The sequence below is a fragment of the Pseudoalteromonas sp. PAR1 genome (genome assembly GCF_947311895.1).
Lineage (GTDB): Bacteria > Pseudomonadota > Gammaproteobacteria > Enterobacterales > Alteromonadaceae > Pseudoalteromonas > Pseudoalteromonas lipolytica_C.
The window spans coordinates 1-26,304 of the sequence record NZ_CAMZMY010000027.1; the positions used below are offsets into that span (position 1 = coordinate 1).

A 26,304-nucleotide genomic window follows, 5' to 3' on the forward strand; every position below is an offset into this window, starting at 1 on the left:
GCTCTACCGACTGAGCTATCTGGGCATTTTAAACTTTCGTTTAAAAATAAATGGTGCCGACTATCCGAGTTGAACGGATGACCTACTGATTACAAGTCAGTTGCTCTACCAACTGAGCTAAGTCGGCACACTAAAATCGTGTGCGCTGTGCACTATAATCACTTTAAAAGAGATTATCAAATAATGGTGCCCAGAGGCGGAATCGAACCACCGACACGAGGATTTTCAATCCTCTGCTCTACCGACTGAGCTATCTGGGCAAAAATTTAGTTTTATGCAGAATATCAACAAGGATTTTCAATGCAATTCCCGATGGCTCTACCGACTGAGCTATCTGGGCATTTTAAACTTTCGTTTAAAAATAAATGGTGCCGACTATCCGAGTTGAACGGATGACCTACTGATTACAAGTCAGTTGCTCTACCAACTGAGCTAAGTCGGCACACTAAAATCGTGTGCGCTGTGCACTATAATCACTTTAAAAGAGATTATTAAATAATGGTGCCCAGAGGCGGAATCGAACCACCGACACGAGGATTTTCAATCCTCTGCTCTACCGACTGAGCTATCTGGGCAAATTTCAAACGCTTTTATGAGCAACAAATTTGGTTGTTGCTGTCTGGGCGTGCGGCGTATTAAACGGGTTTTGCCTTCTCAAGTCAACTATTTTTTGAGGATTCTATCTGTTTGCACAGTTTTCAATCAAGATTGCTGTTTTTAATGGTTTTTAGACTATTTATTCAACAAACTTATGCGCTTTTACAACGTCTTATGTTTTTAATCAATTTCCTAGTCTAAAAACGTGGTGAATTTTTCTTCATTGATGGTAGGATTATCTAATTATCAAGAATATACCTACTATTGCAGTATAAATTGTTGGATTAAAGCTATGCGAAGTAAATCAACTTCTCCTGTAAAAGGCCTGTTACCGCTTTTTATTATTACGAATCTTGTTATCACACTTTTAGCAGTTATTGCTCTAGCTTTTTACCCTTCCAACAATTCTGAAAAACAATCATCACAACCCAAACTCACCGCATCACAAGTTGCATCTCAGTTATCAGCTCCTTTGGTAAGCGCATTAACAATGCCAGGACAAGATAAAGTAAAAGAGGTATTAGATGTTAGTTTGTTGCTAAACAATAATTTTGATTACTACTTATACCGGTATGAAGTAAATGGTGATGTCTCACTGGTGTTTGCAAGTAATCAAGAGCGAATTGATGCAAGTAAAGTTAATCAGCAACTCGAACAAAACATGCTTGTTCATACTGTGCTTGAGTTTAACGACCAACCAGTCGGCGAGCTTATAGTTAAACAGCATCCAACTGAACAGCCTGTAGTTCAATCAGCTGGGGTTTCATATGCTTTAGCCGCTTTAGCTGTATTAGCGCTGATAATTTTGTCAATTGCGATGAGTATATTTATCAATAAGCGTTTTACTAAAAGTAGCGGCTCTTTAAGCCAAGAGTTAATTGCGATCACGAATAATGCTGACTACAACGCGCATGTTACAGAGAATCTTGAGTTCGGATTAGATATTGTTGCTGAAAATATCAATCAATTGCTGAGAAAGGTTCAATCCGCAATTAAAGAAAATAAAGCAGCGCAAGCCGATCTGCAAAAACTACAAAGCGGCCTAGAAACAGAAGTACACAACAGAACTCTCGCGCTTGAACAAGCAACTTTAAAAGCAGAACAAGCGAATGAGACCAAAACAACCTTCTTAGCAACCATGAGTCACGAAATTCGCACACCGATGAATGGTGTGATTGGTACCATTGATTTACTTCGCCAAACTGAGCTTGATGGTGCCCAGCACAGGCTAAGTACTATTATCCGTGATTCTGCGTTTTCTTTATTAGGTATTTTAGACGATATTCTCGATTTCTCGAAAATTGAGGCAGGTAAACTTAATATAGATAATATTCCATTTTCTGTTTCGGATACTGTTGAAGAAGTAGCTCGCGTTCTGTCATCAGTTGCAAAAAAACGAAACCTTGAACTTGAACTTGCTATAGCACCCGATATTCCCACAAACTTAATCGGCGATACCGTTCGAGTTCGTCAGGTACTCTATAACCTATGTAGTAATGCTATTAAGTTCACAAGCACAGATGAAAACAAAAAAGGTCATGTAAAAATATCTGTTGAGGTTGCTCAGAACACAACCGATCATTACACATTGCGTTTTACTGTTTCTGATAATGGTAAAGGAATGACGCAAGCCCAGCTTCGTGAAATTTTTAACCCCTTTATTCAAGCCGAAGGCTCTATTACTCGAGAATATGGTGGTACCGGTTTAGGATTATCAATTTGTAAAAGCTTAACAGAACTTATGTTGGGCAGTATTTCTGTTAGTAGTGACTTAGGTATTGGTAGTGAATTTGTTGTCGATTTACCATTTAGCACCGAAGGTAAAGTAGATCTCGCCCACAGACATACAATGAAAGGCCATCGTGTTGTTGTGGTAACACTACATAGTGGCCGTAAAGCTTTGCTTGCCCGTTATTTATCTTTTATGGGAGCGACTCATGTTTTTGCCGATAGCAATGATTTAATAGAGGCGGAACAAGATAACGAAAACATTATCTGGATCCTCGATGGTATAGAGGGAATGGAGGATATTAACTATATCTTGCGCCGTTTACTCTACACACTAGAAGATAATAACCAGCAAGTTATCGTGTTGAGTAAATTAGATGAAGCGGCGGTAAATCATAAAAATATCTTCTACTTAAATGCGTCACCATTTTGTAAGTCAAACTTCATGATGTCGCTGTTAGTGGCTGCGGGTTTACACACACCAAAACAAGTTGTCTCAACCAAATCTTTCAATGATTACTTGAGTGTTGACCAAGCTCGTGACGAAAACAAACTCGTGCTTTTAGTAGAAGATAATGTGCTAAACCAGCAAGTGTTAACGGATCAACTTCACTTGTTAGGCTATGGTGTTGAGCTTGCTGAAAATGGCGAAAAAGGTCTTAATATATGGCGAGCAGGCCATCACTCAATTATTTTAACTGATTTGCACATGCCAAAAATGTCAGGGTATGACATGGTTGAAAAGATCCGCAATGAAGCATCTCAACTCGAAGACATTAATGCTCAACCTTACATAATTGCTATCACAGCAAACGCTCTTAAAGGCGAAAAAGAGCGCTGTTTAAATGTAGGAATGAATGACTATATAACAAAGCCTGTTGAGTTAAATGTACTTGAAGCCGCACTTCATAAATGTGCTTATAAAGCTAACCCTGAAGAGGTGAAACTGGCCCCACCTAAACCTGCTATCCCTATTGATATGAGCGTATTATCTAAATACGTAAATAATGATGAAGCTAAAAAGCTACGCTTTTATAAAATGTATTTAGAGCAAAGTAATCAACTTAGCCGTGAAGTAAATGCAGGGGTTATCGAGCTTGATCTTGAGAAAATAATAAACTCATGCCACCAGTTAAAATCTATCTCAAAAACGATAGGTGCAATGAAAGTCGCTGAGTTGGCTGAACAATTTGAACATCGCTGTAAAAATGAAGACCCTACAAGTGATGAATTAATTGAGCTTAGAGATAATTATGAAATTGAATACTCTAAAGTCGCTCAATATATAAAAGAACAAATACAAAAAGCCGAACAAGAAAACAAATAGTACTTATCAAAAAAGGGCCATAACGGCCCTTTTTACTTTATTTTCTTGGTTTATTTTTCTGGTGGACGGTAGCCTTCGATTTCTACGTCTTTACCTTCAAATAAGAAACCGACCATTTGCTCTTCTAAAAAAGCACGGTGCTCTGGGTCCATCATGTTTAAATGCTTTTCGTTAATCAGCATCGTTTGCTTGTGTTGCCATTGGCCCCACGCTTCTTTACTGATGTTGTTGAAAATCTTTTCACCAAGCTCACCTGGGTAAAGTTGGAAGCCTAAGCCTTCAGCTTCTTTTTGTAACTTTTGACAAAATACTGTACGTGCCATAATTGCTCTCTACTCTTATTGCGTGATGCTATTGTAATCTATTGTGCTTAATTGTTTAACCAGCTTTTTCGTTGGCGCTGCAAGGCCAACTTCAACTGACTCATCAAGCGGATACCAAACCAGTTGTCGCTCATTGATGAGATCTGGAATATTTGGCAATGTTAAAACATGTGGATTAATAGTCAGTTCAAAATGTGAAAACACATGGGTAAAGGCTTCAAGTGCCTGCGTATTTGCAGTTAAACCGTGCTGAGCTAAAAATGTTTCTAGTTCAGTTAATTCGCTAAACTCAAAAAAGCCAAACAAGCCGCCCCATATTCCAGAGCTCGGGCGTTTTTCCATAAGTACTTTATTGTCACAGACTAGGATAAGCTGATGACATGACTTTTTAGGCACTGCCTTTTTCGGTTTTGAATGTGGGAACTCTTTAACTTTGCCTTCATTAAAAGCAAGGCATTTACTATTTAAAGGGCACGGCTCACAATCAAATTTACTACGCGAACAAAGGCTTGCACCTAAATCCATCATTGCCTGATTAAACTCAGTGACCGACTCTTTAGGGGTTAATTGCGATGATAATGACCAAAGCTGGTTTTCGACCTTTTTCACCCCATACCAGCCTTCAATCATAAAAAAGCGCGCCAGTACTCGTTTTACATTACCGTCTAGAATTGGGTGATGTTGGCCAAGCGATAAAGACAAGATAGCCCCTGCAGTAGAGCGACCAATGCCCGGCAAGTCCATAACCTCTTCAAGTGTGGTTGGAAATTGCCCTTGGTATTTATCACGAACTATTTTTGCTGTTTTATGTAAGTTGCGTGCACGAGCGTAATAGCCAAGGCCAGTCCAGTGGTGCAACACCTGATCTTCATCCGCATTTGCAAGCGCAATGATGTCAGGAAAGCTTTGCATAAACTTTTCAAAGTAAGGAATAACAGTTACGACTTGAGTCTGCTGTAGCATGACCTCAGAGATCCATACCTTATAAGGGGTTTTATTTAACTGCCATGGAAGAGTTTTACGGCCGTGAAGGTGATACCAGTCAACCACTTGGTTTGCAAACCAAGTTGACTCCTTATTGCTTAAATTCAAAATAACATCTTTACTTGCTGAAGCTCATTGCGGCCAAGTCTATTGCAGTTAGTTAGGCCAAGCAAGTCGAACAGACTCCGCCTTGCCTAAATAGCCCACATATGGCTGCAAAATTAATCTCGAAAGATAAACAGGTTCTTACTATTGTACTCAAGGCGCAGGTCAGGGATAATACGCAACCTTTTTCTATAGTCAGTGTTTTTTATCAGGCCAAATTATATGAATGACTCAAGTAACCCAAACCTCGAGCAAGCAAAGCAAGAGGGTAAATATATCCGCACGATTCGTAGTTTCGTTAAGCGCGAAGGTCGCCTAACAAAGGGCCAAGCAGCCGCCATCGAAAAGTGTTGGCCAACAATGGGCCTTGAGCATAAAAATGGTATGCTCGATCTAAAAGAAGTATTCGGTAACGATAACGATGTCGTACTAGAAATCGGCTTTGGTATGGGTAAATCACTGGTTGAAATGGCTAAAAACGCACCTGAGCTTAACTTTATTGGTATTGAAGTTCATCGCCCTGGTGTTGGCGCTTGTTTAATGGACGCTGACGAAGCAGGGATCACCAACTTACGTGTATTCGAGCATGATGCAGTTGAAGTGCTTGCTGATTGTATTGCTGATGAGAGTTTATCTAAACTGCAATTATTTTTCCCTGATCCATGGCATAAAAAGCGTCACCACAAGCGTCGTATCGTGCAGCCTGAGTTTGCGCAAAAACTACGTAGCAAATTAAAAATTGGTGGTGTTTTTCACATGGCGACTGACTGGGAAAACTATGCCGAGCATATGCTTGAAGTAATGCAAGTTGCTGAAGGTTACAAAAACCAATCAGAAACCAATGATTACGTTCCTCGCCCAGATTCACGTCCATTGACAAAATTTGAGCAACGCGGTCATCGCTTAGGTCACGGCGTATGGGACTTGATGTTTGAGCGTACTAAGTAATAAAAGGTAAAAGCAGCATGAGTAAGTTAACCAACCCAAGTTTATTATTGCTTCGAAATGAAGACGAACTTGTTGGCCAGTCAATTTTAGTGGTTAACTTTGAGCAAGATGGCTTTTTACGCGAACTTAAAACACTAAACCCAGACGCAAAAATTACTGCGTTCAGTTATAACCACGCTAATGCCATGTATGCCAGCAAAATTGCAGGTGTACATGCTGTGGTTGATCACACTATTCCAAATGGTAACTACGATTTAGTTATCTATTACTACCCAAAAGCTAAGCCAGAGGCACTAATGTGCCTTGATAATATCCGTTCTGTTTGCCAGCAAGATGCTCAGCTTTTTGTGGTTGGTGAAAATAAAAGCGGCGTTAAATCAGCAGAGAAACAACTAAAGGACCACTGTGGCTTTAGTAACAAAATCGATAGTGCTAAGCATTGTATTTTGTATATGTTCTCTGAGCTTACGTTAAATGATAACTTCGATATCAGCCGCTATCACAAACAATTCCAAGTTAAAGCTGGTGATGTTGAATTCACTGCTATCAGTGTACCAGGGGTATTTAACCACGGTGCTCTTGATGTTGGTACCGCGGTACTACTTAACCATGCCCCTTCTATTAACAAGGGTAAAGTGCTCGATTTTGCTTGTGGGGCAGGCATAATTGCCACCTACTTAGGTTTAAAGCAGCCTGAGCTAGAATTTGTTTGTAGCGATGTAAGTGCCCTTGCAACTTACGCCACAGAACAAACACTGGCACTAAACAACCTCAAAGGTGAAGCCATATTAAGTGATGGTTTAGCAAGCATTGAGGGTAAATTTGATTTAATTATCAGTAACCCGCCTTTCCACACGGGTATTGCCACAGACTACACCATTGCCGAGGCCTTTCTAAGCTCTGCAAAGCAGCACTTGAGTAAGCAAGGAAAATTGACCATTGTTGCTAACAGCTTCTTAAAATATCCACCCATTTTAGAAGCGCAATTTGGCCAGTACAGCACCGATTTTAAAAATACTAAATTTGCCGTTTACTCAGCTTCATAACAATTTGTAAAATAGCTTATTCATAACAAAAATATTTTATTAAATATTTAGTTACTTTTTCTGTTTTTGCTAGACTTAATTTTTAATAACAATATAAAAAGATTGGCCTTCTATCGCGCATGTCACTATTTTCGGCACAAACAAGTATTCGTAAAGCGTTGGCAAATGCGGTCATGCTCGTCACTGCGCTATGCCTATCTTTGTCGATTTCGATATCGACTTATCTTGACGTTAAAGAACAAAAAGCGTTAATCGTTGATAAAATCACCCTACTTGCAGAAATCATTGCCTACAATGCGCAAGTAACAGTGCTTTTTGATGATAATGAAACAGAAGCAGAGCGTTTAAAACTATTTGAATCTGTGCCTATGATCAAAAATGTGCATATTTATGCTATTGATGAGTTATCAAATAAGCCTAAATTCTTTAGTAGTTTTAACGCAATAAGAACCCCTCCAGTACCAATTAAAGTTAATAATATTGATGAGCTATTAGAACCTCAATTTAAAAACAAAGCGATAGAGCTAATAAAACCTATTGTTTATGAAGGTAATACGATTGGCTATGCCTATGTCCGTGGTGACTTAGAAAGACTAAACCAATATATTAACAAGAAGATTTTTATCGATATTTTGTTGACTCTTTTTGTCTTGGTTATTGTGTATTTTGTTTCTAGACGCATTCAAAAACGCATAGCAAACCCAATCGATAATTTGAGTAACCTGCTGCAAGATGTATCTAGAAACCACAACTACGAAACACGTGCGCAAAAAACTAATGTTGACGAGATCAATCAACTAGCTAATAGCTTAAATATCATGCTTGCCCGTACTCAAAAGCAGATTGAGCGCCATGAAAATGACAAGCAAGAAATTAAGCAACTGAACCAAAGCCTTGAAGAAAAAGTAAATCAGCGCACAATCGCCCTACGAGAAGCGAATCAAGAGCTACTCAATACCCTTGAGCGAATGCATCAATATCAAAACCAAATTGTAGAAAATGAAAAAATGGCCTCTCTTGGCCAAATGGTCGCAGGCGTTGCCCATGAAGTTAACACGCCGATTGGTTTAGGTATCACAGGTTCAACATTACTTCGCGATAAACTTGCAGAAATAAACAGTTTATTTGAGCAAAAAACCTTAACCTCATCACACCTAAAGCGTTTCATAGATGATGGTATTGAAAACCTCGACTTAATTTATCGAAACCTTAACCGTGCAGCAGAATTGGTTTCTAGCTTTAAAAAAGTAGCTGTGAATCAAGATGTAGAAATGAGTACCAAAATAAATCTGCATGACTTATTAAGTGATGTAATTATGTCGATGCGCTCAGAAATACAATACCGCAACCCAAAAATCATTATCAATTGTAATAGTAACTTTAGTATCGAAACTAAATCTGGACCGTTACAACAAGTATTACAGCAACTGTTAAGCAATTCTGTTATTCACGGCTTTACTGATGATATTGGCAACGAAGTTAGGTTTGACGTTGAACGTAATGAGAGCAGCCTTATTATCGATTACTATGACAATGGTATTGGTGTTGATAAATCAATTAAGAAGCGTATTTTTGATCCTTTTGTCACCACTAAGCGAGGTGAAGGCGGAAGCGGTTTAGGTATGCACCTAGTGTACAACCTTGTAACCCAAGCGCTTGGAGGAACGATTGTATATGATGAGCTTAATCAAGAAGGCGTGCACTTTATAATCACACTACCTTTGCATGAAGGTGACATGTGATGCGTTGGATGTGTTATTTAGTCGTTCTTTTGCTTAGTGTGAACTCTGCTTTCGCAAAGTCACCAGAGCAAGTTAAGTCTGCATTTTTATATCAGATTGCCAAGTTCACCAAGTTTGATGATCAAGTAGATCCTCCCCCTGTTACATTTTGTTTTTACGATTTAGAAAATGGTCCGGGCTCGTATCTTAAAGAGAAAAATGAACTGCAAATTAACAAAAAACCAATCAAAGTAATTTTAGTGAAAAAAACTCAGCAAATTTCTGAACTTTCTCAAGTTTGTGATATCACATACATTGATGAAACATTAGAAAATGATATACTTCCACTTTGGACCGATACAATTTCATTAAATACTTTAACAATAGGCGAAAGTATTAGTTTTTTAGAAAATGGCGGTATAGCCTCTCTGGTTCAAGAAGGAAATAAAATCCGACTGTATATCAATAAGCAGCACGTATTGCAGCATAACTTTAAAGTGCAATCTCGATTGTTAGCTATGGCTAAGTTTTATCCAAATTGATTTTACTTGTTAACAATTGGATCTAATCCTATAATCTCTAGTATTCGGTTTTGCTTGATAATACCGAATTTTTGTAAATAAAATTTCCGAAAAGGTTAATATACAATGCAAACGCCAGTCATTCTGATCGTAGAGGATGAAGACGTAACTCGACTAAACCTCGTTAGTTTATTTGAAGCTGAAGGTTACAAAGTTATTGAAGCCATTGATGGCGATGATATGCATGACAAGCTTACAAATAATGATGATGTGAACCTTGTAGTTATGGACATCAACCTACCAGGTAAAAACGGGCTAATCTTAGCGCGTGAACTTCGTCAAAAACGAAACGTGGGTTTAATTTTCTTAACAGGTCGTGACAACGACGTTGATCGCATTTTAGGTCTAGAAATTGGTGCTGATGATTACATCACAAAACCATTTAACCCGCGCGAGCTAACTATCCGTGCTCGTAACCTAATTTCGCGCACAGCTTTAGGCGGCGAAGAAGCAAATATCGAAACAAACGGTGTTATTACATTTAACGGTTGGGAACTTGATGAAAACAGCCGTTGTTTAACATCTCCAAGTGGTGACGCTAAACGTTTACCTAAAGGTGAATATCGTGCGCTACGCTTAATGCTTGACTCACCGGGCCGTATTTTCAGCCGTGAGCAATTAATCAAGCATATGACTGGCCGTGAGCTTCGCGCTAACGACCGTACTGTAGACGTAACAATTCGTCGTATCAGAAAACACTTTGAAAGCGATAACAGCACATCTGAACTAATCAGCACCATCCATGGTGAAGGCTATCGTTTCATCGGTAAAATCGACAGCTAATTAGAATTAATTTTCTAGTTGTTGTAAAAATAATTGGAGGGCTTCGCGCCCTTCATTTATTTTAACTGCTAGTTCATCAAGCCACTGTTGTAACTCTTCACTACTTTCTTCAAGCGCTCCATGCTCCATCTTCTTAGCGTGTAACTGAACATCGTTTAAGCCTACAGAACCAGCTGCGCCTTTTAATTTATGCGCCACCGATTTGTACTCTTCTCTATCATCTGCTGCTAACGCATCTGCAAGCTCAGTTTGATACTGTGGGTTTAGCTTATTAAACAGCTCACAACTACGGTTGAAGATAGTTAACCCCATTGAACCAACAAAGTCTTCAATGGTTTCAATATCAAGTAACTCAACGCGGATACCTGACAAATCTTTGACTGACACTGGCTTGATTGTTTCTGACTGACAACTTTTTTGTTGTTTAATATCAAACAGCTCACCAAGCATTTTATCAAGCTTGGTTGTATTAATTGGCTTCGCAAGCGCGCCTTGAATGTTAATACCAGCAAGCTCTTCTTCAGCACTACGCACGTTAGCAGTTAAGGCAACGATTGGTAGGTTATCAAAGTGCTCATCGTCACGAATTTGGCGAGCAACTTCATCACCGTTGATATCTGGCAATTGCATATCAAGTAATACGAGGTCTAAGTCATCTTCTGTGTAGACAAACGACAGCGCATCTTCACCGGTTTCAGCCCAAATAACTTCGTGACCACGCTGCTCAAGTAAATTTGTGGCAATTTCAGCGTTAAGCGGAACATCTTCAACAAGTAGAATGTTTAAACTACGAACCGCATAATTTTGCTCTGTAGGCGCAATGCAGAGTTTAAGTGGGATCTCTACCACAAAAACACTGCCCTCACCTTCTGTGCTGCTTACATGTATTTCACCTTTCATCGCAGTAACCAGTGCTTTTGTTACTGCAAGCCCAATACCTGAGCCAATAGCATTGGTGCCATTGATGTCTGGTGCTTTGTAGTACATGTCAAAAATACGGTGTAGTTGTTCTTGCGGGATCCCCTGACCGGTATCACTAACACGCATGACTAACCAAGGACCATCTGGGCGATTTTCACGAATACATTCAAGCTCAACATGACCTTGCTGTGTAAACTTAACGGCATTATTTATTAAGTTCCATACAACTTGACGTAACCGAGTTGGGTCAAGCGATGCATAAACATCCAGTGTGCCTTTTCGTTTGATGTTAAAATCAAGACTCTTTTGTTCAGCAATCAGGCCAGCAAAGTTAACAACATCATTGATAAAGTCAGCTACATTTACTGAGTCAGTAACGATATCTAGCTGCTCACGGTCAATTTTATCTAAATCAATAATATCGTTAAAAATATTACCAAGGGTTTCAGCACTCGAAAACACTGTGTTACACCAACTACGCTGCTGTTTATCAAGCTCGGTATCAAGCAACATGCGTGTTAAGCCTACAATGCCATTCAAAGGCGTTCTAAGTTCATGACTCAATGTGGCAATAAACTTCCCTTTGTCTTTATAAGCTGCTTCAAGCGCTTGTGCGGCTTCTTTACGGCTGGTGATATCACGACCGAAAGCGAGCAAACCAATATATTCCCCTTTTTCGTTAATAAACGGTAACTTACGCATCTCAAACCAGCGCTTTTCACCATTAACGGGATATTCAACATCAAGCGTTAGGGCTTGGTGCGTTTGCGATACTTTTTTGTCGGTGCGCAGTACTTCAGGTAAGTAATTACTTGGGTAGATTTCCTCTACACTTTTGCCAATTAACTCTTCGCCACTTTTTCCAATTACTTGCTCAAACATTTTATTACAGCCAGCAAAGACGCCGTTGTTATCACGGTAATAAAATAAATCAGGAGAGGAGTCGACAATTGAGCGCAATAACATACCTTGTTGGGCGAGTTCTTGTTGAGTTTTCTTGCGCTCAGCGATTTCACGTCTGAGCTCTTCAATTGCTCTGTGCTTAGCGTGAAACGCCATTTTACGCTCATCAATCTCTTCATTTAAGCGACTAATATTGTCTTTTAACGTTTGGTTTAATAGTTTTTCTTGCTTAGTGGCACTATCTAAATAGCTATATGATGCTTCGAGCTGGCGAATTGAATTTAGCAGTACCGAAATCAAAATTGGCGATACAACTGCGGTAAAAAACATCACCGCTAAAACATCCACCAAGGTGACAGTCCCCACTGCAACATAATAAAACATGCAAGATAAAATCAGCGACATCACTAATAATAAGGCATAGCAAGCCGCAGCGGTCTTAAATTCACCGTATTTAGAAATAAAGCTTGAGAGTGTGCGAGCCCACGGACTCATAGAAGAATCAATCATATATTAAAGCTTAGGCACATAATCGAAAAAAACAGCATAGCTAATTTTATCACTAATCCTTTAGAAATATTCACATTGTGCGATAAACATATAATTTTTTCACGTATGGCACTTCTTTTTATATTTTTTCATGTAAAATATCGCGCTTTATTAATTGCAAAGAATGAGTATTACCATGCAAACCACAATGCCAGATATTGCTGATACGGCCCCAGCGTTAAAAACGGGTAAGTTAGACTGGGTTGGCATGGGTGAAATTGAACTACCTTTCATTTTTGAAACTCGTAACCAAGCCCCAGTAAATGTAATTGCTAAAGCACGCGCCTTTGTTAATTTACATAAAGAAGATGCCAAAGGCATTCATATGTCGCGTTTATTTTTGGCGCTTGATACCTTATCAACCGAGCAACAAGTTAATCCCCAAACCCTTGCTCAAGCACTTGATGCCTTTATCAGTAGTCATGATGACCTAAGTGACCAAGCACAGATCGAGTTTAAATTTGAGTTGCCTTTGCGCCGCAAATCACTATTAAGTGGTAAAGTGGGCTGGAAAAACTACCCTATCCACTTAATCGCTAAAATAAACCAAGGTGTATTAAGCTTTGAATTAATGGTTGATGTGACCTACTCGTCAACATGCCCATGCTCAGCAGCCCTTGCACGACAATTAATTCAAAATGCATTTAGCGAAAAGTTTGCAGAGCAAGATATTGATAAGCAGACTGTTTTAGAATGGCTGGGCACAACAGATGGAATTGTGGCTACACCACACTCACAGCGCTCAATTGCAAACGTCAAAGTAAAGCTCGACAGCGAAATTGATAGTTTTGATGTGGTTGGCTTGATTGATGCTTTAGAAGCAGAGCTTAAAACGCCTGTGCAAGCAGCCGTTAAACGTGAAGACGAGCAAGAGTTTGCCCGCTTAAATGGTCAAAACCTAATGTTCTGCGAAGACGCTGCACGTAAAATTAAAGGCTTACTCGAAGAGCAAAATTACGCAGATTACTGGCTACAAATAAACCACTACGAATCACTTCATTCCCACGATGCAGTGGCAATTGCTGTTAAAGGAATTGATGGCGGCTACAAGGCTTAAAAAATTCAGGTGACTCCGCACACTTAGGCACACTAATTGCTAATTATTTTGAGTGTCAATTTGTTGTTGTGGAGTTACCATATGGAATTCGCTTTATTATCAATTTTAGTTTTAGTCGTAGTAGCCTCTGTTGTTGCGTCAAAGTTTACCGATGAAGGCGGAAACCCTTATCCTTTCACTCGTAAGCAAAGTGTTTTTACGCAAGTAGAGAGTGCATTTTTACATCTTCTTGAACGTGCCGTTGGCGATCAATACAAAATCGTGAGTCGCGTTAAACTCATTGATTTAATTGACTGCAAACAAGGCTTGTCTGTTAAAGCTAAACGCGCAGCTATTGCCAAAGCCAAAAATAAGCAACTAGATTATGTACTAATCGACAAAGACAAACTTACCATTGTTGCCGCTGTTGATTTAGTTAATAACACTAACCGCGATGGCCATAAAGCTCAGCGTGATTGGTTTGTAAGTGGCGCATTAGAAGCTGCGGGTATTCCTCATATTCGTATGAAAGTAAAATCAGGATATCAACCAAGAGAAGTACGTGATGCAATCATGTTTAAGCTTGGTAAGCCTGCGGCAGCACCAATTAGACCAACGCGAAATCGCGTAACTAAGCCAGCTGTATTATCACCATCACAAGCAAAAGCACATTCAACAGCTACAGCACTTGCTGAAATATAAGCTGTCATAAATTTGGCGAAAGCAGACTTTAGGTCTGCTTTTTTGTTTTTCCGCTAGCTGATTCTCGTAACCATACCTGGTTGCGTATATAATCTCGGTATTCAATCTAAGGAATCAAATATTATGCACGTTGGTATTATTGGCGCGATGGAGCCAGAAGTAAAAATTTTACGCGAAGCAATGGCAAACCCAAGCACTATGACTAAGGCTGGCTTTACATTTTACACTGGTGAATTAGCGGGTAATAAAGTTACTTTAGTACAGTCAGGTATTGGTAAAGTTGCATCTGCTGTTGCAACAACACTGCTTATCGATAATTTTAGCCCTGATTGTGTGATCAACACAGGCTCTGCAGGTGGTTTTGAGCCATCATTAAACGTTGGCGATGTAGTTATCTCATCAGAAGTACGTCATCATGACGTAGACGTTACTGCATTTGGCTACGAAATCGGTCAGGTGCCACAAATGCCAGCAGGCTTTGCTGCACACCCTAAACTGATTGAAGCGGCAGAGCAAAGCGTAAGTCAAATTAGTGATGTTAAGACCATGATTGGTCTAATCTGTACAGGTGACTCATTCATGTGTGACCCAGTACGAATTGAAAAAACTCGCGCTGAATTCCCAACTATGCTTGCAGTAGAAATGGAAGGCGCAGCAATTGCACAGGCTTGCCACGTATTAGAAACACCATTTGTTGTTATTCGTTCAATGTCTGACATTGCAGGCAAAGAATCACCGCAATCATTTGAAGAGTATATCGAAACTGCATCTATCAACTCATCAAAAATGGTTGTTGCTCTTTTAGAGAAGCTGACGTCGGTGAGTTTATAAGGTGATTACAAATATTGTTCAAAACCATTTGGACATTATTGTATTTTTTGTAGCGCTCATTGCTGAGCGCTTTTTTCCTTTGGTTAGTTGGTATCATCCTAGTACCTTTTTAAGCGTTATTTTTTCTGCTCTTGGTGAGCGTTTATACAGCCCTTCTAACCCCAAAAGTTATCAGTATTTAGCATCAACCTTGGCATTCACCTTCACTGTGTTAGTTATAGTGACACTGGTTGTACTTTTTTTAGAATTTGCTTTTTATCCTGAGCTATTAAACGGCTTAATTTTGTATTTATTACTAAGTAGTCGTGCCCAAGAGAAAAAATCACTACGGATAGCAAGATTAGTTAAGCTAAATCAAAAAGCGACTGCAAGAGAGCTACTTACAAGCCTTGTTGCTCGTGATGTTTCACGTTTATCGGCTCCTGGAATTTGTAAAGCCACCATGGAGTCACTGGTGCTGCAAAGTGCGCGGCATTATTTTGCCGTTATTTTCTTTTATATAATTGGCGGCGCTATCCTTGCTTTGGTTTATCGCTTACTCACTTTAATACATCAAGCATGGCGTAAGAACCGTAAGCCAAATAACCCGTTTTTAACTACCATTGCTAAATTACTGTTTGTATTAGAGTGGTTACCCATTCGATTATTGGCTTTAACGATTGCTGCAAGCAATGCCAGCAAGCAGAGTATTCATTATATTAAGCACTATGGAAGACACTTTTATCAAACTAATACAGGCTGGCTATTAAGTGTGACCTCTGCGGCATTACAAGTGCAATTAGGCGGTCCGGCGCTATATCAAGAAGAGCGATTTAATAAGATGCGTGTAGGTACCGACCGTTTACCAAATGCTGATGATATTGCCGCTTTAGTGAATCGTTTAAACCAAGCGAAAGCATTTTGGTTACTGCTGATAGTCGGGATTGAAGTAATTAGCCTATTCACAAACTAATCAAAATATAAGCACAAAAAAACCAGCCGAAGCTGGTTTTTTTATTTCTATTAGCTTGATTAAGCTAAGGTGATTTTAGCAAACTTACGCTTACCTACTTGGTAAATCTGAGTAGTGCCTTTTGCAACTTCAAGCTTAGTATCCGTTACTTTTTCTTCACCATTTAATTTAACTGCACCTTGCTTGATCATACGCATCGCTTCTGAGGTACTTGCAACAAGATTAGCTTCTTTTAGTAAGTTAGTGATAAACACTGTGTCTTCAGCGATAGTAACTGTCACTTCAGGGATCTCATCTGGTAATGCATTCTTTTGGAAACGCTTGATGAAATCTTGATGAGCACCTTCGGCTGCTTCTTCACTGTGGAAACGTGCAATCAGTTCTTTTGCTAATTCAATCTTGATGTCACGCGGGTTTGCACCATCAGCAACACGCTGCTTAAGAGCTGCAATTTCTTCGATTGATAATGCACTTAATAAGTCATAGTAACGCCACATTAGCTCATCGCTAATAGACATCACTTTACCAAACATATCGTTCGGCTCATCAGTAATACCAATATAGTTACCTAATGACTTAGACATCTTTTGAACGCCATCGGTACCTTCAAGCAGTGGCATCATAAGCACTGTTTGTGGCTTTTGGCCTTCGTCTTTTTGTAGTTCACGACCCATTAGTAAGTTAAAGCGTTGGTCTGTACCGCCAAGCTCAACGTCAGCTTCTAATGCAACTGAGTCCCAACCTTGTACCAGTGGATATAAAAATTCGTGGATAGCAATTGATTGACCGTTGGCATAACGCTTTTTAAAGTCATCACGTTCTAGCATACGTGCTACTGTTTGACGCGCAGCCAGTTTAATCATACCTGCCGCACCTAAGTTCTCCATCCAAGTAGAGTTGAACGCAACAGTTGTTTTAGCAGGATCGAGGATCTTAAATACTTGCTCTTTATATGTTTCAGCGTTGGCTAAAACATCTTCACGAGTTAACGGTTTACGTGTTACGTTTTTACCCGTTGGATCACCAATCATACCGGTGAAATCACCGATTAAGAAAATCACTTCGTGACCTAGGTCTTGGAAGGTTTTCATTTTGTTGATAAGAACTGTATGACCTAAATGCAGATCAGGCGCAGTTGGATCGAAACCCGCTTTGATCTTAAGTTTCTTACCTGACTTTAGTTTTTCAACTAATTCGTCTTCAATTAATATCTCTTCTGCACCGCGTTTTATCTCAGCTAGAGCGGTTTGTAAATCCACTGTGTATTACTCCAAAAATTCAGCTACCGGGGCGTGGTGGCCTGTCAGGGTTATAATTATAGAGCTAAAAACTTTAAAATTTAGCTAGTTAGCATCAAAAGAGTGACACTAAAAAAAGCCTAACTTAAATAGTTTAAGAAACAGCCCTGCAGGCAGCGCGCATGATTGTTCTTTATACCGCGTTATTGCATTTTATTGAAGGTACTTTAGTTAACTAACAGCAAATTAGTTTAACTGACGACACATGCTGCAAATTCAACCAAAAAAGTTTAACGCGCAGGCCAATTCTAGCGCAAATTAGCGCCAGTTTAAATCTACAAAACACTGGTATTTGCGCTATTTTAGGTATATCCTGCAATATTAGTAATTAATTTTCTTGACAGCAGAAAAGGCACGTTATGGTTCATGTAGTGCACAAACTCCCCAAAAAACACAAACTGCTCATTCTAGGTTTGGTTTCTGCTATTGCCGGCTTGGCACTTTTGCCTTCTGAAAAAGCCACCGCCTCAAAGGATAACAGTGCAAACGCACTTGAAATTGGTAAACGCTACGAATTACAAGTTAAAGTTGATGATAACGAAAAACTAACTGAACTAAATTCGGAGCAAGCAGCAGCAAAACTTCCAGAATACGAGCTTGTTGATCATGAAGTTCGCAATGGCGATAATTTAGCTCTTATTTTTAAGCGCGCGGGCTTCTCAGCGCAAACTCTGCACAAACTAGTTAACACAAACGCTGAAACGCGCAAGTTAACAAAAATTCATCCGGGTGAAATTTTAAGTTTTGCAACCGCCGAAGATGGCTCATTAGCGCAGCTTCGTTATGTAATTTCAAAAACAGATACCTTATACGTTACATTAAATGACGAAGGTAACTACGATACATCAATCGACAGCAAAGAAATCGAAACCCTCAGCAAGTCTGCCGGTGGTGAAATCAGCAACAGCTTCTGGACATCGGGTATTGCCGCTGGTTTAAGCGAGCGTCAAATAATGAACTTTGCCGATATTTTTGGTTGGGATGTCGACTTTGCAAATGATATTCGTAAGGGTGACCAATTCGGTCTAATCTACGAAACCCACTATGTTGATGGTGAATACATTGGTGATGGCAAAATCATTGCAGCAGAATTCATAAACCAAGGTGAACGTTATACAGCGATTCGCCATACTGATGGTAACTTCTATACGCCTGAAGGCCGTAGTATGAAAAAAGCTTTTTTACGCGCGCCTGTTAACTTTAAGTATATTAGCTCAAGCTTCAACCCTCGCCGTTTACACCCTGTAACTAAAACTGTTAAGCCGCATAATGGTATTGATTATGCTGCTCGCACAGGTACACCGGTAGTTTCATCGGGTAATGGTAAAGTGATTAAAGCGGGTTACAGCAAATACAATGGTAACTACGTATTTATTAGCCACGGCACTCAATATGTAACTAAATACCTTCACTTGAACAAACGTCTGGTAAAAACAGGTCAAAAAGTGAAGCAGGGGCAAAAAATTGGTACGGTTGGTGCGACTGGCCGTGTAACTGGCCCACACTTACACTATGAATTCTTAGTAAACGGTGTACACCGTAATCCGAAAACGGTCAAACTACCTAAATCAGAGCCTTTACCGCGTGATGAGCTAGCTAAGTTTAAACCGATTGCTGATAACTTCTTAGCGCAATTACAACGTAACCGTGAGTTACAATTAGCGTTAAATAAGTAATTGAGTAAACATTAAAAAAGCCGCTTCAATGATGAAGCGGCTTTTTAGTGCCTGCCACAAAATCAGCCTTAATGACCTTTATTCTCTTCAATAATTGAAAGCAAGTATGAGCTTGCGCAGGCGCGATTCATGCCTGAAATAAAACACAACACAGAAGCTATTATTACCTTAATAAAACATAAATAAGTTGAATAATTAGCGAAATCATCACCAGTGGCCAAATGTACTTTGCGTATTTTGTAGCGCCATCAAGCCCCATTTTAGACTGATACTTTTCAAGTAGCGGTATTAGAATAACCAAGGCAACAAAAAGGCATAGTAAGATAATAAAGATATTCATGGTGGCTTCCTTACACAACTATCATTTAACTACAATTTCTTTAGGGTGCCCCTAGTCTATAGGCAAAAAAAAGCGCAGTAAAATTACTGCGCCAGTCGGTTGGAAGTAAATCGACTTAGCCAACAATCGCTAACAAAATACCTGCTGCAACGGCACTTCCTAATACCCCTGCAACGTTTGGTCCCATAGCATGCATTAATAAGAAGTTATGCGGATTGCTTTCAAGACCTACTTTATTCACCACACGTGCTGCCATTGGTACCGCTGAAACACCTGCAGCGCCTACTAATGGGTTTATTGGCGATTTAGAGATCTTATTAAGACCTTTTGCCATAAACACCCCTGAAGCTGTACCAATCGCAAACGCTAATGCACCTAACACCAAAATACCGATAGTTTCTACCGTTAAGAACTTATCAGCAGCAAGCTTTGAACCTACCGCTAAGCCTAAGAAAATCGTGGTAATGTTGATGATTTCATTTTGTGCACTGTTACTTAAACGATCGACCACACCCGATTCGCGCATCAAGTTACCTAAGCAGAACATGCCTACAAGCGGTGTTGCAGCTGGTAAAAACAAGATAGTTAAACTAAGCACCATTAAAGGAAAAATAATCTTCTCTTTTTTCGATACAGTACGAAGTTGCGGCATTTGAATTTCGCGCTCTGCTTGCGTTGTTAGTGCACGCATAATTGGTGGCTGAATAATTGGCACTAGTGCCATATATGAATAAGCCGCTACTGCGATAGCCCCAAGTAAGTCTGGTGCCAATTTAGATGCTAAGAAAATAGCCGTTGGACCATCCGCACCACCAATAATGGCAATTGCCGATGCATCTTGTAGCGTAAATTCAAAGCCCGGAATAAAGTTAAGTAGAATTGCACCAAATAAAGTAGCGAAAATACCAAACTGCGCAGCCGCGCCTAGCAACAACATACGCGGATTTGCTATCAAGGCACTAAAGTCTGTCAGCGCGCCAACCCCCATGAAGATCAGAAGTGGAAACACCCCAGAATCAATCCCTATGTGATACACATAATAAAGCAGTCCACCCGGTTCAGATAAGCCTGCAGCAGGAATATTCGTTAAGATCGCCCCGAAGCCTATTGGTAACAATAGCAAGGGTTCAAAATTACGAGCAATTGCTAGATATAACAATAAGCAACCAACCGCAATCATGATCAAGGCAGGAAAGGTAAAGTTAGCGATACCTGTTGCATGCCAGAGATTTAAAAGACCATCCATTCTCTGTCTCCTACGCCAGTGCGATTAATGCATCGCCAGTGGCAACAGAATCACCTTCGGCAACTAAAACTTCAGCAACCGTGCCGGTATGTGCAGCGCGAATTTCAGTTTCCATTTTCATCGCTTCCATAATGATAACTACATCACCTTGGTTTACTGTTTGGCCTGGCTTTACTTTCACTTTGAAAATATTACCCGCCAATGGCGCGTTTAAAGTTTCGCCAGCAGATGCTGAAGCAGACTGAGGAATTAACTCACTGTCTTTTAAAGTCACCTCTTTAAGCTCACCACCTTGTGCTACAACGACATCGTAAACTTTGCCATCAACTTTAACGCTGTATTGCTCAGCTTTTACTGAGTTTGCAGCAGCTGGTTTGCTTTCTGGCTTAGCAACTTCACCTGTAGGAATAGCTTCAAATGCATCAGGATTATTTCGGTTTTTAATAAACTTAAGACCAATTTGTGGAAACAATGCATAGGTGAGCACATCATCAATCACATCATCAGCAAGCTCTAAACCTTGCTCTTTAGCTTCTTTTAATAATTCAGCTTCTAGCTTCTCAAGTTCAGGTTCAAGTTTATCTGCAGGACGACAAGTAATTGCTTCTGCGCCATCTAGAACACGTTCTTGTAGCTCTTTATTCATAGGCGCCGGCGTTGCACCGTACTCACCTTTAAGTACACCTGCGGTTTCTTTGGTAATCGTTTTATAGCGCTCACCAGTCAATACATTAAGTACCGCTTGCGTACCGACAATTTGAGACGTTGGAGTAACCAGTGGAATATAGCCTAAGTCTTCACGAACACGTGGGATCTCAAGTAATACTTGATCAAGCTTATCGGCAGCACCTTGCTCTTTAAGCTGGTTTTCCATGTTAGTTAACATACCACCTGGCACTTGTGCTAATAAGATACGGCCATCAACACCTTTTAGGCTACCTTCAAAAGCAGCATATTTTTTACGAACATCACGGAAGTAAGCGGCAATTTCTTCTAGTTGGTTTAAATCTAGGCCGGTATCTCGCTCTGTGCCTTCAACAATCGACACGATTGTTTCTGTGGCGCTATGACCATAAGTCATACTCATAGATGAAATTGCGGTATCAAGCATATCGATACCTGCATCTATAGCTTTTTGGTAAGTTGCAGTACTTAATCCTGTCGTCGCGTGACATTGCATCGCGATAGGAATAGATACGGTTTCTTTTAAACCTTTGATTAACTGCTCACAATCATATGGCTTCAATAAACCAGCCATATCTTTAATACAAATAGAATGACAGCCTAGTTCTTCGAGCTGTTTCGCAAGTTTAAGCCACATATCAAGTGTGTGTACTGGGCTTACGGTGTACGAAATAGTACCTTGAGCGTGTGCGCCTACTTTAACCGCTGCTTTAATTGCAGTTTCAAGATTACGTACATCGTTCATAGCATCGAAAATTCGGAACACATCTACACCATTTTTATGGGCTCGTTCTACAAACTTTTCGACAACATCGTCTGCATAATGGCGGTAGCCTAAAAGGTTTTGTCCGCGCAATAGCATTTGCTGTTTAGTATTTGGCATTGCCGCTTTTAATTCGCGAATACGTTGCCAAGGATCTTCACCTAAATAACGGATACATGAGTCAAAGGTTGCTCCACCCCATGATTCAATAGACCAATAACCTGCATTATCAAGTTTTTCAGCCATGGGTAGCATGTCGTCTAAACGCATACGCGTGGCCAATAAAGACTGATGAGCGTCACGCAATACTAATTCTGTAAGTTTTAATTTAGCCATGTTTAAGCTGCCCCATTATTTTTGTTTATTTCGAAATTGTGCAATTGCAGCGCTGATCGCGGCAATATGTGCCTGAGGCACACCCTGTTGAGGTTGAATTTTTGCTGTTCGTGTTGGCTCTACACTTGTAGGATCATCGAATCGGCTTACAACTTTCGACATTAAAATAACCGCAGATATTAAAATGCTCAGAAAAACAAACACGCCAACCATGCCTGTTACCATTAAGCTGCCTGCAGTTGTGAGCAATTCACCAATATCCATACAACTCCCCTTCGATGATTAAAAATAAAAAATCATTTTTGTTAAATATTTATTCAGCAATAATAACAAACAAAAATAATTTGTATAGCCTATTGTAAATTGGTAAAACCAATTAAACTCAAAATAACATAGAGCACAACTAATTAACACCATACTATTTCAGCAATTAACCTTACGTTATAGATGATAAAAATAATGAATATAGCCATCAGTTATATTAAAACAAACCGACGAAAAGCAAGTTCTGTTCAAAAACCCTGCTTAACAAGGTGTTACAGTAACAACTCATGACAAAGCGTGAAATTGGTCTTACCAATAAGGACAAAACTAAATATAAAATGAATTTAATTAATATGAAAAAATATCACTATGAATAAGTTACACGCTTGATCGTAAAAGTTACCAAAAGAATAACCATGCCCCGCCCACAAAAACCGCTAAACAACTGAAATATAAAGATAATAATGATTGGCATAAAACTCGCTTTATTCAACTCGACCATTTGAAAAATTAATTAGGCAAGGAGACCACTATGTTACGCTGGACCATTACTTTTTTAGTTATTGCATTAATCGCTGCAGTGTTAGGTTTTGGCGGTATTGCTGGAGCCGCAGCAGGCATTGCTAAGATTATCTTTTTCATTTTTTTAGTATTGCTTGTTATTTCGTTAGTGTCAGGTGCTCTTAGAGGCAACGTACCTAAGTAAAGCAAGTTAAAATTTAATTAACCCTAATATTTAATTTACAAGGAATTTAGTTATGAAAAATTCAACTTTAAAAGCCGCTACTATCGCCCTATTTTCAGGTTTATTCATTATGGGTTGTGAAGACAACTCAGCAGAGGAAGCCGGTGAGCGTATAGATGAAGCAATCACTGATACACAAAATGCAGTTGAAGATGCATGTGAAGAAGTTAAAGAAGGTGTTAAAGCAGAAGAAACTAACTGCTAATATCACACCTTACGAAAAAAGCGGCCTAGTGCCGCTTTTTTGTGTATGCAAGTTAGCAACTTTAGGTTGCCTACTGCTTGTGTCAAGAAACTCGCTAACTTGTTGGGTTTCACTCCGTTCTAACCTATGTCATATTGGTCGTCATTTATGGCGACACATGTTTTATCACTCATACATAACGGGCTAAAGCCCGACTTACAGCTGCATTAATTGAGAAAATCGCGCGAAATAAATTTCACGCCTACGCGAGCCTCAAGTTAGCAACTTTACTCTTTCCCATAGAAACTCGCTAACTTGTGGGTTTCACTCCGCTCTAACCTACGTCACGTAGGTCGTCATTTATGGCGACACATGTTTTATCACTCATACATAACGGGCTAAAGCCCGACTTACAGCTGCATTAATTGAGAAAATCGCGCGAAATAAATTTCACGCCTACGCGAGCCTCAAGTTAGCAACTTTACTCTTTCCCATAGAAACTCGCTAACTTGTGGGTTTCACTCCGCTCTAACCTACGTCACGTAGGTCGTCATTTATGGCGACACATGTTTTATCACTCATACATAACGGGCTAAAGCCCGACTTAAAGCTGCATTAATTGAGAAAATCGCGCGAAATAAATTTCACGCCTACGCGAGCCTCAAGTTAGCAACTTTACTCTTTCCCATAGAAACTCGCTAACTTGTTGGGTTTCACTCCGCTCTAACCTACGTCACGTAGGTCGTCATTTATGGCGACACATGCTTAATCACTGATATAGTGACGGGCTGAAGCCCGACCTACGACTTACACGTAGATTTAAGAAACATCGCGCGAAATAAATTCCACGCCTACGTGAGCCTCAAACTCGCTAACTTGTTGGGTTTTAATCTGATAGCTGACGGCTGAAAGCTGATGGCTCTGAGTGCGTCTCCGTTCTACCCAACGTTATCACTCACATTCCTTAGTGAGGAGCACGTTTGTCGTTACACTCGCTATATGCCACTGGCCGTCGATAAAACTCACTTTTGCGACATCACTTACGGCAAAATCACCGGGGACATTTAAGCGCGTTAAGTTACTCGCTAACTGTTGTGTACAGTATGGCCCTGTATCACCATGCATCACGAGCACTGGCTTATTGGTATGCTTTGCAAAATCGCTGATGGCATCTCGGTATACTTTAAAAGCATCACAATCGGCGCGCTGTGACTCACTGCAAGCGGATTTACTGGTTGGGTGGTAAATATCTGCCTGAAAGCCAAACACATAGGCCTTAGCATCCTGATGAACATGTGCTTGCTTTAGCCAAACGAGATTGTATTTATCACGCATATCGGCGGCATCCAGTGCTGCGTTTTTATCACTTTTTAAGATTTGCGAGCGACCATTAAAGGTGCCCGGGATATGCAAGGTACGAAACTCAATGCCATTAAATTGCCACCGGGCATTTTCTGGCAACTCAGCTTGTGTCGCATAACCCTGTAACCGCTTTGCTTTTTGTGTATAGGCATCGTCGAACATTAAGCCTTTTATAAAACTTAGCCGCTCAAGCTCATCAAAACGCACAGATAGCTTTTCTCGGTCGCAATCGGTCCATTCATTATCACCTGGGGTATAAATAAAAGGTTTTTCGGTCATCGATGTTAGTAACGCCTTGTTAGTTTGCAAAAGCTTATTCGTGCATGCAAGTGAGCCAGATTTCATATCGCCCAAGTGCATCAAAAATTCATGAGGTGTCGCTGCGATTGCCTTGGCAATTTTTCCGCCTTCTGCGAGATTAATTTCATCTATCGGGGTATATGGCATATCGCCCATAACTAAAAAACTATTTGTGGTCATTGCTAGCGCTAATGACATTGAACTAACAAACATACAGCTTACACCTTTAAAATACACATACCTTAAGCTCTCACAATGACAACTAAATGAAAACCAACTGCGGCAGATTTTTTCTATCAATGTTAAACTGCCGCCAGCTAATTAAGTGAGCCCACGAATGACATTAACTACAACTTACACATTAGATAAACCGTATTACTACGAGTGCTTTGATGAATCTTTACCCTACTCATCTCAGGCTAAACCTAAATATCCTCTGTTAGCATTGCTCATAACATTAGGCCTACTAGCCTTTTACCAGTTAGAAAACCATTATTTAGGTAGTTTTATGATAATGCTTGCCGTAGTGGAGTGCTTATCGTTTTATTATAAACGTCCATGGTGGGTGGCCAGACAAATGATGAGTCGTGCTTCAGGTAGTGAAGTAACTATCGTGTTTGATGATGAAGGTGTTAAAGCCGAAAATCCCTATAAACACTATCAACTAACATGGCAACAAATTACAGACATAATTGAGACTGAGCGAGGCTATATTTTGAAAGCTAGTCGAGGTATGCAATACCTGTCTAAAAAAGCGCTAAATGAAGAGATTGTTGCAGAACTAAATAAAAGAGCCACTCAATGAGTGGCTCTTAAAATATCTTTCGCTGATTAAACGTTGCCCGGATTTGGGTTAGATTTCTCTGCTTGGATGCGCATGTAGATTTCTTCACGATGTACTGATACATCTTTAGGCGCATTAACACCAATGCGAACTTGATTTCCTTTAACACCAAGAACAGTAACTGTAACTTCGTCACCGATCATAAGGGTTTCACCTACTCTACGAGTTAGTATTAGCATTCTCTTGCTCCCATATTCCAAAAAATTAAAAGATTCCGCGTCAAAA

General features: G+C 39.9%; 24 protein-coding genes and 4 tRNA genes. 14 read left to right on the forward strand and 14 right to left on the reverse strand.

What is annotated here, in order from left to right; genetic code table 11:
* Window positions 1-51 precede the first annotated feature (51 nt).
* From QL229_RS17715 to QL229_RS17730, 4 genes are all read right to left on the reverse strand, one after another.
* Window positions 52-127, reverse strand: a tRNA-Thr gene (locus tag QL229_RS17715).
* A 57-nt stretch (window positions 128-184) separates the two neighbouring features.
* Window positions 185-260 (reverse strand) — tRNA-Phe (locus QL229_RS17720).
* 106 nt (window positions 261-366) lie between these two features.
* Window positions 367-442: transfer RNA gene (locus tag QL229_RS17725), tRNA-Thr, on the reverse strand.
* 57 nt (window positions 443-499) lie between these two features.
* A tRNA-Phe gene (locus tag QL229_RS17730) sits at window positions 500-575 on the reverse strand.
* Between the two features lie 314 nt (window positions 576-889).
* Here QL229_RS17730 and QL229_RS17735 point away from each other — a divergent pair.
* Entirely contained in the window at window positions 890-3,652 is a 2,763-nt protein-coding gene (locus tag QL229_RS17735; protein ID WP_138558644.1) for an ATP-binding protein, read from the forward strand.
* Window positions 3,653-3,702: 50 nt separating this feature from the next.
* Here QL229_RS17735 and QL229_RS17740 read toward each other — a convergent pair whose 3' ends face one another.
* Both QL229_RS17740 and mutY read right to left on the reverse strand, forming a co-directional pair.
* The gene (locus tag QL229_RS17740; protein WP_036970432.1) at window positions 3,703-3,975 is read right to left on the reverse strand and encodes an oxidative damage protection protein; all 273 of its coding nucleotides are present in this window, start codon (window positions 3,973-3,975) and stop codon (window positions 3,703-3,705) included.
* 15 nt (window positions 3,976-3,990) lie between these two features.
* Window positions 3,991-5,070, reverse strand: coding sequence for an A/G-specific adenine glycosylase (gene mutY / locus QL229_RS17745; protein ID WP_138558645.1), 1,080 nt, complete (start codon window positions 5,068-5,070; stop codon window positions 3,991-3,993).
* A gap of 216 nt (window positions 5,071-5,286) precedes the next feature.
* On the opposite strand from mutY, the gene trmB reads away from it, so the two are divergent.
* From trmB to arcA, 5 genes are all read left to right on the forward strand, one after another.
* Entirely contained in the window at window positions 5,287-6,012 is a 726-nt protein-coding gene (gene trmB, locus QL229_RS17750) for a tRNA (guanosine(46)-N7)-methyltransferase TrmB (RefSeq protein WP_135925827.1), read from the forward strand.
* A 17-nt stretch (window positions 6,013-6,029) separates the two neighbouring features.
* Window positions 6,030-7,058: a 16S rRNA (guanine(1207)-N(2))-methyltransferase RsmC gene (gene rsmC / locus QL229_RS17755; protein ID WP_138558646.1), complete on the forward strand. Its 1,029-nt coding sequence runs from the start codon at window positions 6,030-6,032 to the stop codon at window positions 7,056-7,058.
* Window positions 7,059-7,177: 119 nt separating this feature from the next.
* The gene (locus QL229_RS17760; RefSeq protein ID WP_135925829.1) at window positions 7,178-8,800 is read left to right on the forward strand and encodes an ATP-binding protein; all 1,623 of its coding nucleotides are present in this window, start codon (window positions 7,178-7,180) and stop codon (window positions 8,798-8,800) included.
* Window positions 8,800-9,321, forward strand: a complete 522-nt coding sequence (locus QL229_RS17765) for a YfiR family protein (RefSeq protein WP_138558647.1) — start codon at window positions 8,800-8,802, stop codon at window positions 9,319-9,321. The genes QL229_RS17760 and QL229_RS17765 overlap by 1 nt, the downstream gene beginning before the upstream one ends.
* A 105-nt stretch (window positions 9,322-9,426) precedes the next feature.
* Window positions 9,427-10,143, forward strand: a complete 717-nt coding sequence (gene arcA, locus QL229_RS17770) for a two-component system response regulator ArcA (RefSeq protein WP_054551295.1) — start codon at window positions 9,427-9,429, stop codon at window positions 10,141-10,143.
* Window positions 10,144-10,149: 6 nt separating this feature from the next.
* Here arcA and arcB read toward each other — a convergent pair whose 3' ends face one another.
* Entirely contained in the window at window positions 10,150-12,477 is a 2,328-nt protein-coding gene (gene arcB, locus QL229_RS17775; RefSeq protein WP_138558648.1) for an aerobic respiration two-component sensor histidine kinase ArcB, read from the reverse strand.
* 175 nt (window positions 12,478-12,652) lie between these two features.
* Between arcB and folE2 the strand changes: the two genes are divergently transcribed.
* The 4 genes from folE2 (at window position 12,653) to ampE (ending at window position 16,037) form a co-directional block, all read left to right on the forward strand.
* On the forward strand, window positions 12,653-13,573 hold the full coding sequence (folE2, locus tag QL229_RS17780; protein ID WP_138558649.1) for a GTP cyclohydrolase FolE2: 921 nt from the start codon (window positions 12,653-12,655) through the stop codon (window positions 13,571-13,573).
* An 81-nt stretch (window positions 13,574-13,654) separates the two neighbouring features.
* Window positions 13,655-14,254 (forward strand): DUF2726 domain-containing protein, encoded by a 600-nt coding sequence (locus QL229_RS17785; RefSeq protein ID WP_135925833.1) that lies wholly within the window; start codon window positions 13,655-13,657, stop codon window positions 14,252-14,254.
* Between the two features lie 123 nt (window positions 14,255-14,377).
* A complete protein-coding gene (gene mtnN / locus QL229_RS17790; protein WP_135925834.1) occupies window positions 14,378-15,085 on the forward strand; it encodes a 5'-methylthioadenosine/S-adenosylhomocysteine nucleosidase in 708 nt (235 codons plus the stop codon).
* A gap of 1 nt (window position 15,086) precedes the next feature.
* Entirely contained in the window at window positions 15,087-16,037 is a 951-nt protein-coding gene (gene ampE / locus QL229_RS17795; RefSeq protein WP_138558650.1) for a regulatory signaling modulator protein AmpE, read from the forward strand.
* Window positions 16,038-16,096: 59 nt separating this feature from the next.
* Here ampE and tyrS read toward each other — a convergent pair whose 3' ends face one another.
* Entirely contained in the window at window positions 16,097-17,296 is a 1,200-nt protein-coding gene (gene tyrS, locus QL229_RS17800; protein ID WP_135925836.1) for a tyrosine--tRNA ligase, read from the reverse strand.
* 398 nt (window positions 17,297-17,694) lie between these two features.
* Between tyrS and QL229_RS17805 the strand changes: the two genes are divergently transcribed.
* Window positions 17,695-19,011 (forward strand): peptidoglycan DD-metalloendopeptidase family protein, encoded by a 1,317-nt coding sequence (locus QL229_RS17805; protein WP_135925837.1) that lies wholly within the window; start codon window positions 17,695-17,697, stop codon window positions 19,009-19,011.
* Window positions 19,012-19,174: 163 nt separating this feature from the next.
* Here the strand turns inward: QL229_RS17805 and QL229_RS17810 are convergent, their stop codons facing one another.
* From QL229_RS17810 to QL229_RS17825, 4 genes are all read right to left on the reverse strand, one after another.
* The gene (locus QL229_RS17810; RefSeq protein ID WP_165385086.1) at window positions 19,175-19,351 is read right to left on the reverse strand and encodes a hypothetical protein; all 177 of its coding nucleotides are present in this window, start codon (window positions 19,349-19,351) and stop codon (window positions 19,175-19,177) included.
* Window positions 19,352-19,466: 115 nt separating this feature from the next.
* Complete coding sequence (locus QL229_RS17815) at window positions 19,467-20,597, reverse strand: sodium ion-translocating decarboxylase subunit beta (protein WP_135925838.1); 1,131 nt, start codon at window positions 20,595-20,597, stop codon at window positions 19,467-19,469.
* 10 nt (window positions 20,598-20,607) lie between these two features.
* Window positions 20,608-22,380, reverse strand: coding sequence for a sodium-extruding oxaloacetate decarboxylase subunit alpha (oadA, locus tag QL229_RS17820; RefSeq protein ID WP_138558651.1), 1,773 nt, complete (start codon window positions 22,378-22,380; stop codon window positions 20,608-20,610).
* A 15-nt stretch (window positions 22,381-22,395) separates the two neighbouring features.
* Window positions 22,396-22,644, reverse strand: coding sequence for an OadG family transporter subunit (locus tag QL229_RS17825; protein ID WP_135925840.1), 249 nt, complete (start codon window positions 22,642-22,644; stop codon window positions 22,396-22,398).
* 532 nt (window positions 22,645-23,176) lie between these two features.
* Between QL229_RS17825 and QL229_RS17830 the strand changes: the two genes are divergently transcribed.
* Entirely contained in the window at window positions 23,177-23,350 is a 174-nt protein-coding gene (locus QL229_RS17830; protein ID WP_064485886.1) for a DUF1328 family protein, read from the forward strand.
* Between the two features lie 52 nt (window positions 23,351-23,402).
* A complete protein-coding gene (locus QL229_RS17835; protein WP_135925841.1) occupies window positions 23,403-23,594 on the forward strand; it encodes a hypothetical protein in 192 nt (63 codons plus the stop codon).
* A 930-nt stretch (window positions 23,595-24,524) separates the two neighbouring features.
* Here QL229_RS17835 and QL229_RS17840 read toward each other — a convergent pair.
* On the reverse strand, window positions 24,525-25,448 hold the full coding sequence (locus QL229_RS17840; RefSeq protein ID WP_138558652.1) for a hypothetical protein: 924 nt from the start codon (window positions 25,446-25,448) through the stop codon (window positions 24,525-24,527).
* A 124-nt stretch (window positions 25,449-25,572) separates the two neighbouring features.
* Between QL229_RS17840 and QL229_RS17845 the strand changes: the two genes are divergently transcribed.
* Complete coding sequence (locus QL229_RS17845; RefSeq protein ID WP_135925843.1) at window positions 25,573-26,040, forward strand: YcxB family protein; 468 nt, start codon at window positions 25,573-25,575, stop codon at window positions 26,038-26,040.
* A gap of 26 nt (window positions 26,041-26,066) precedes the next feature.
* Here the strand turns inward: QL229_RS17845 and csrA are convergent, their stop codons facing one another.
* Window positions 26,067-26,258, reverse strand: a complete 192-nt coding sequence (gene csrA / locus QL229_RS17850; protein ID WP_036970495.1) for a carbon storage regulator CsrA — start codon at window positions 26,256-26,258, stop codon at window positions 26,067-26,069.
* Window positions 26,259-26,304 lie beyond the last annotated feature (46 nt).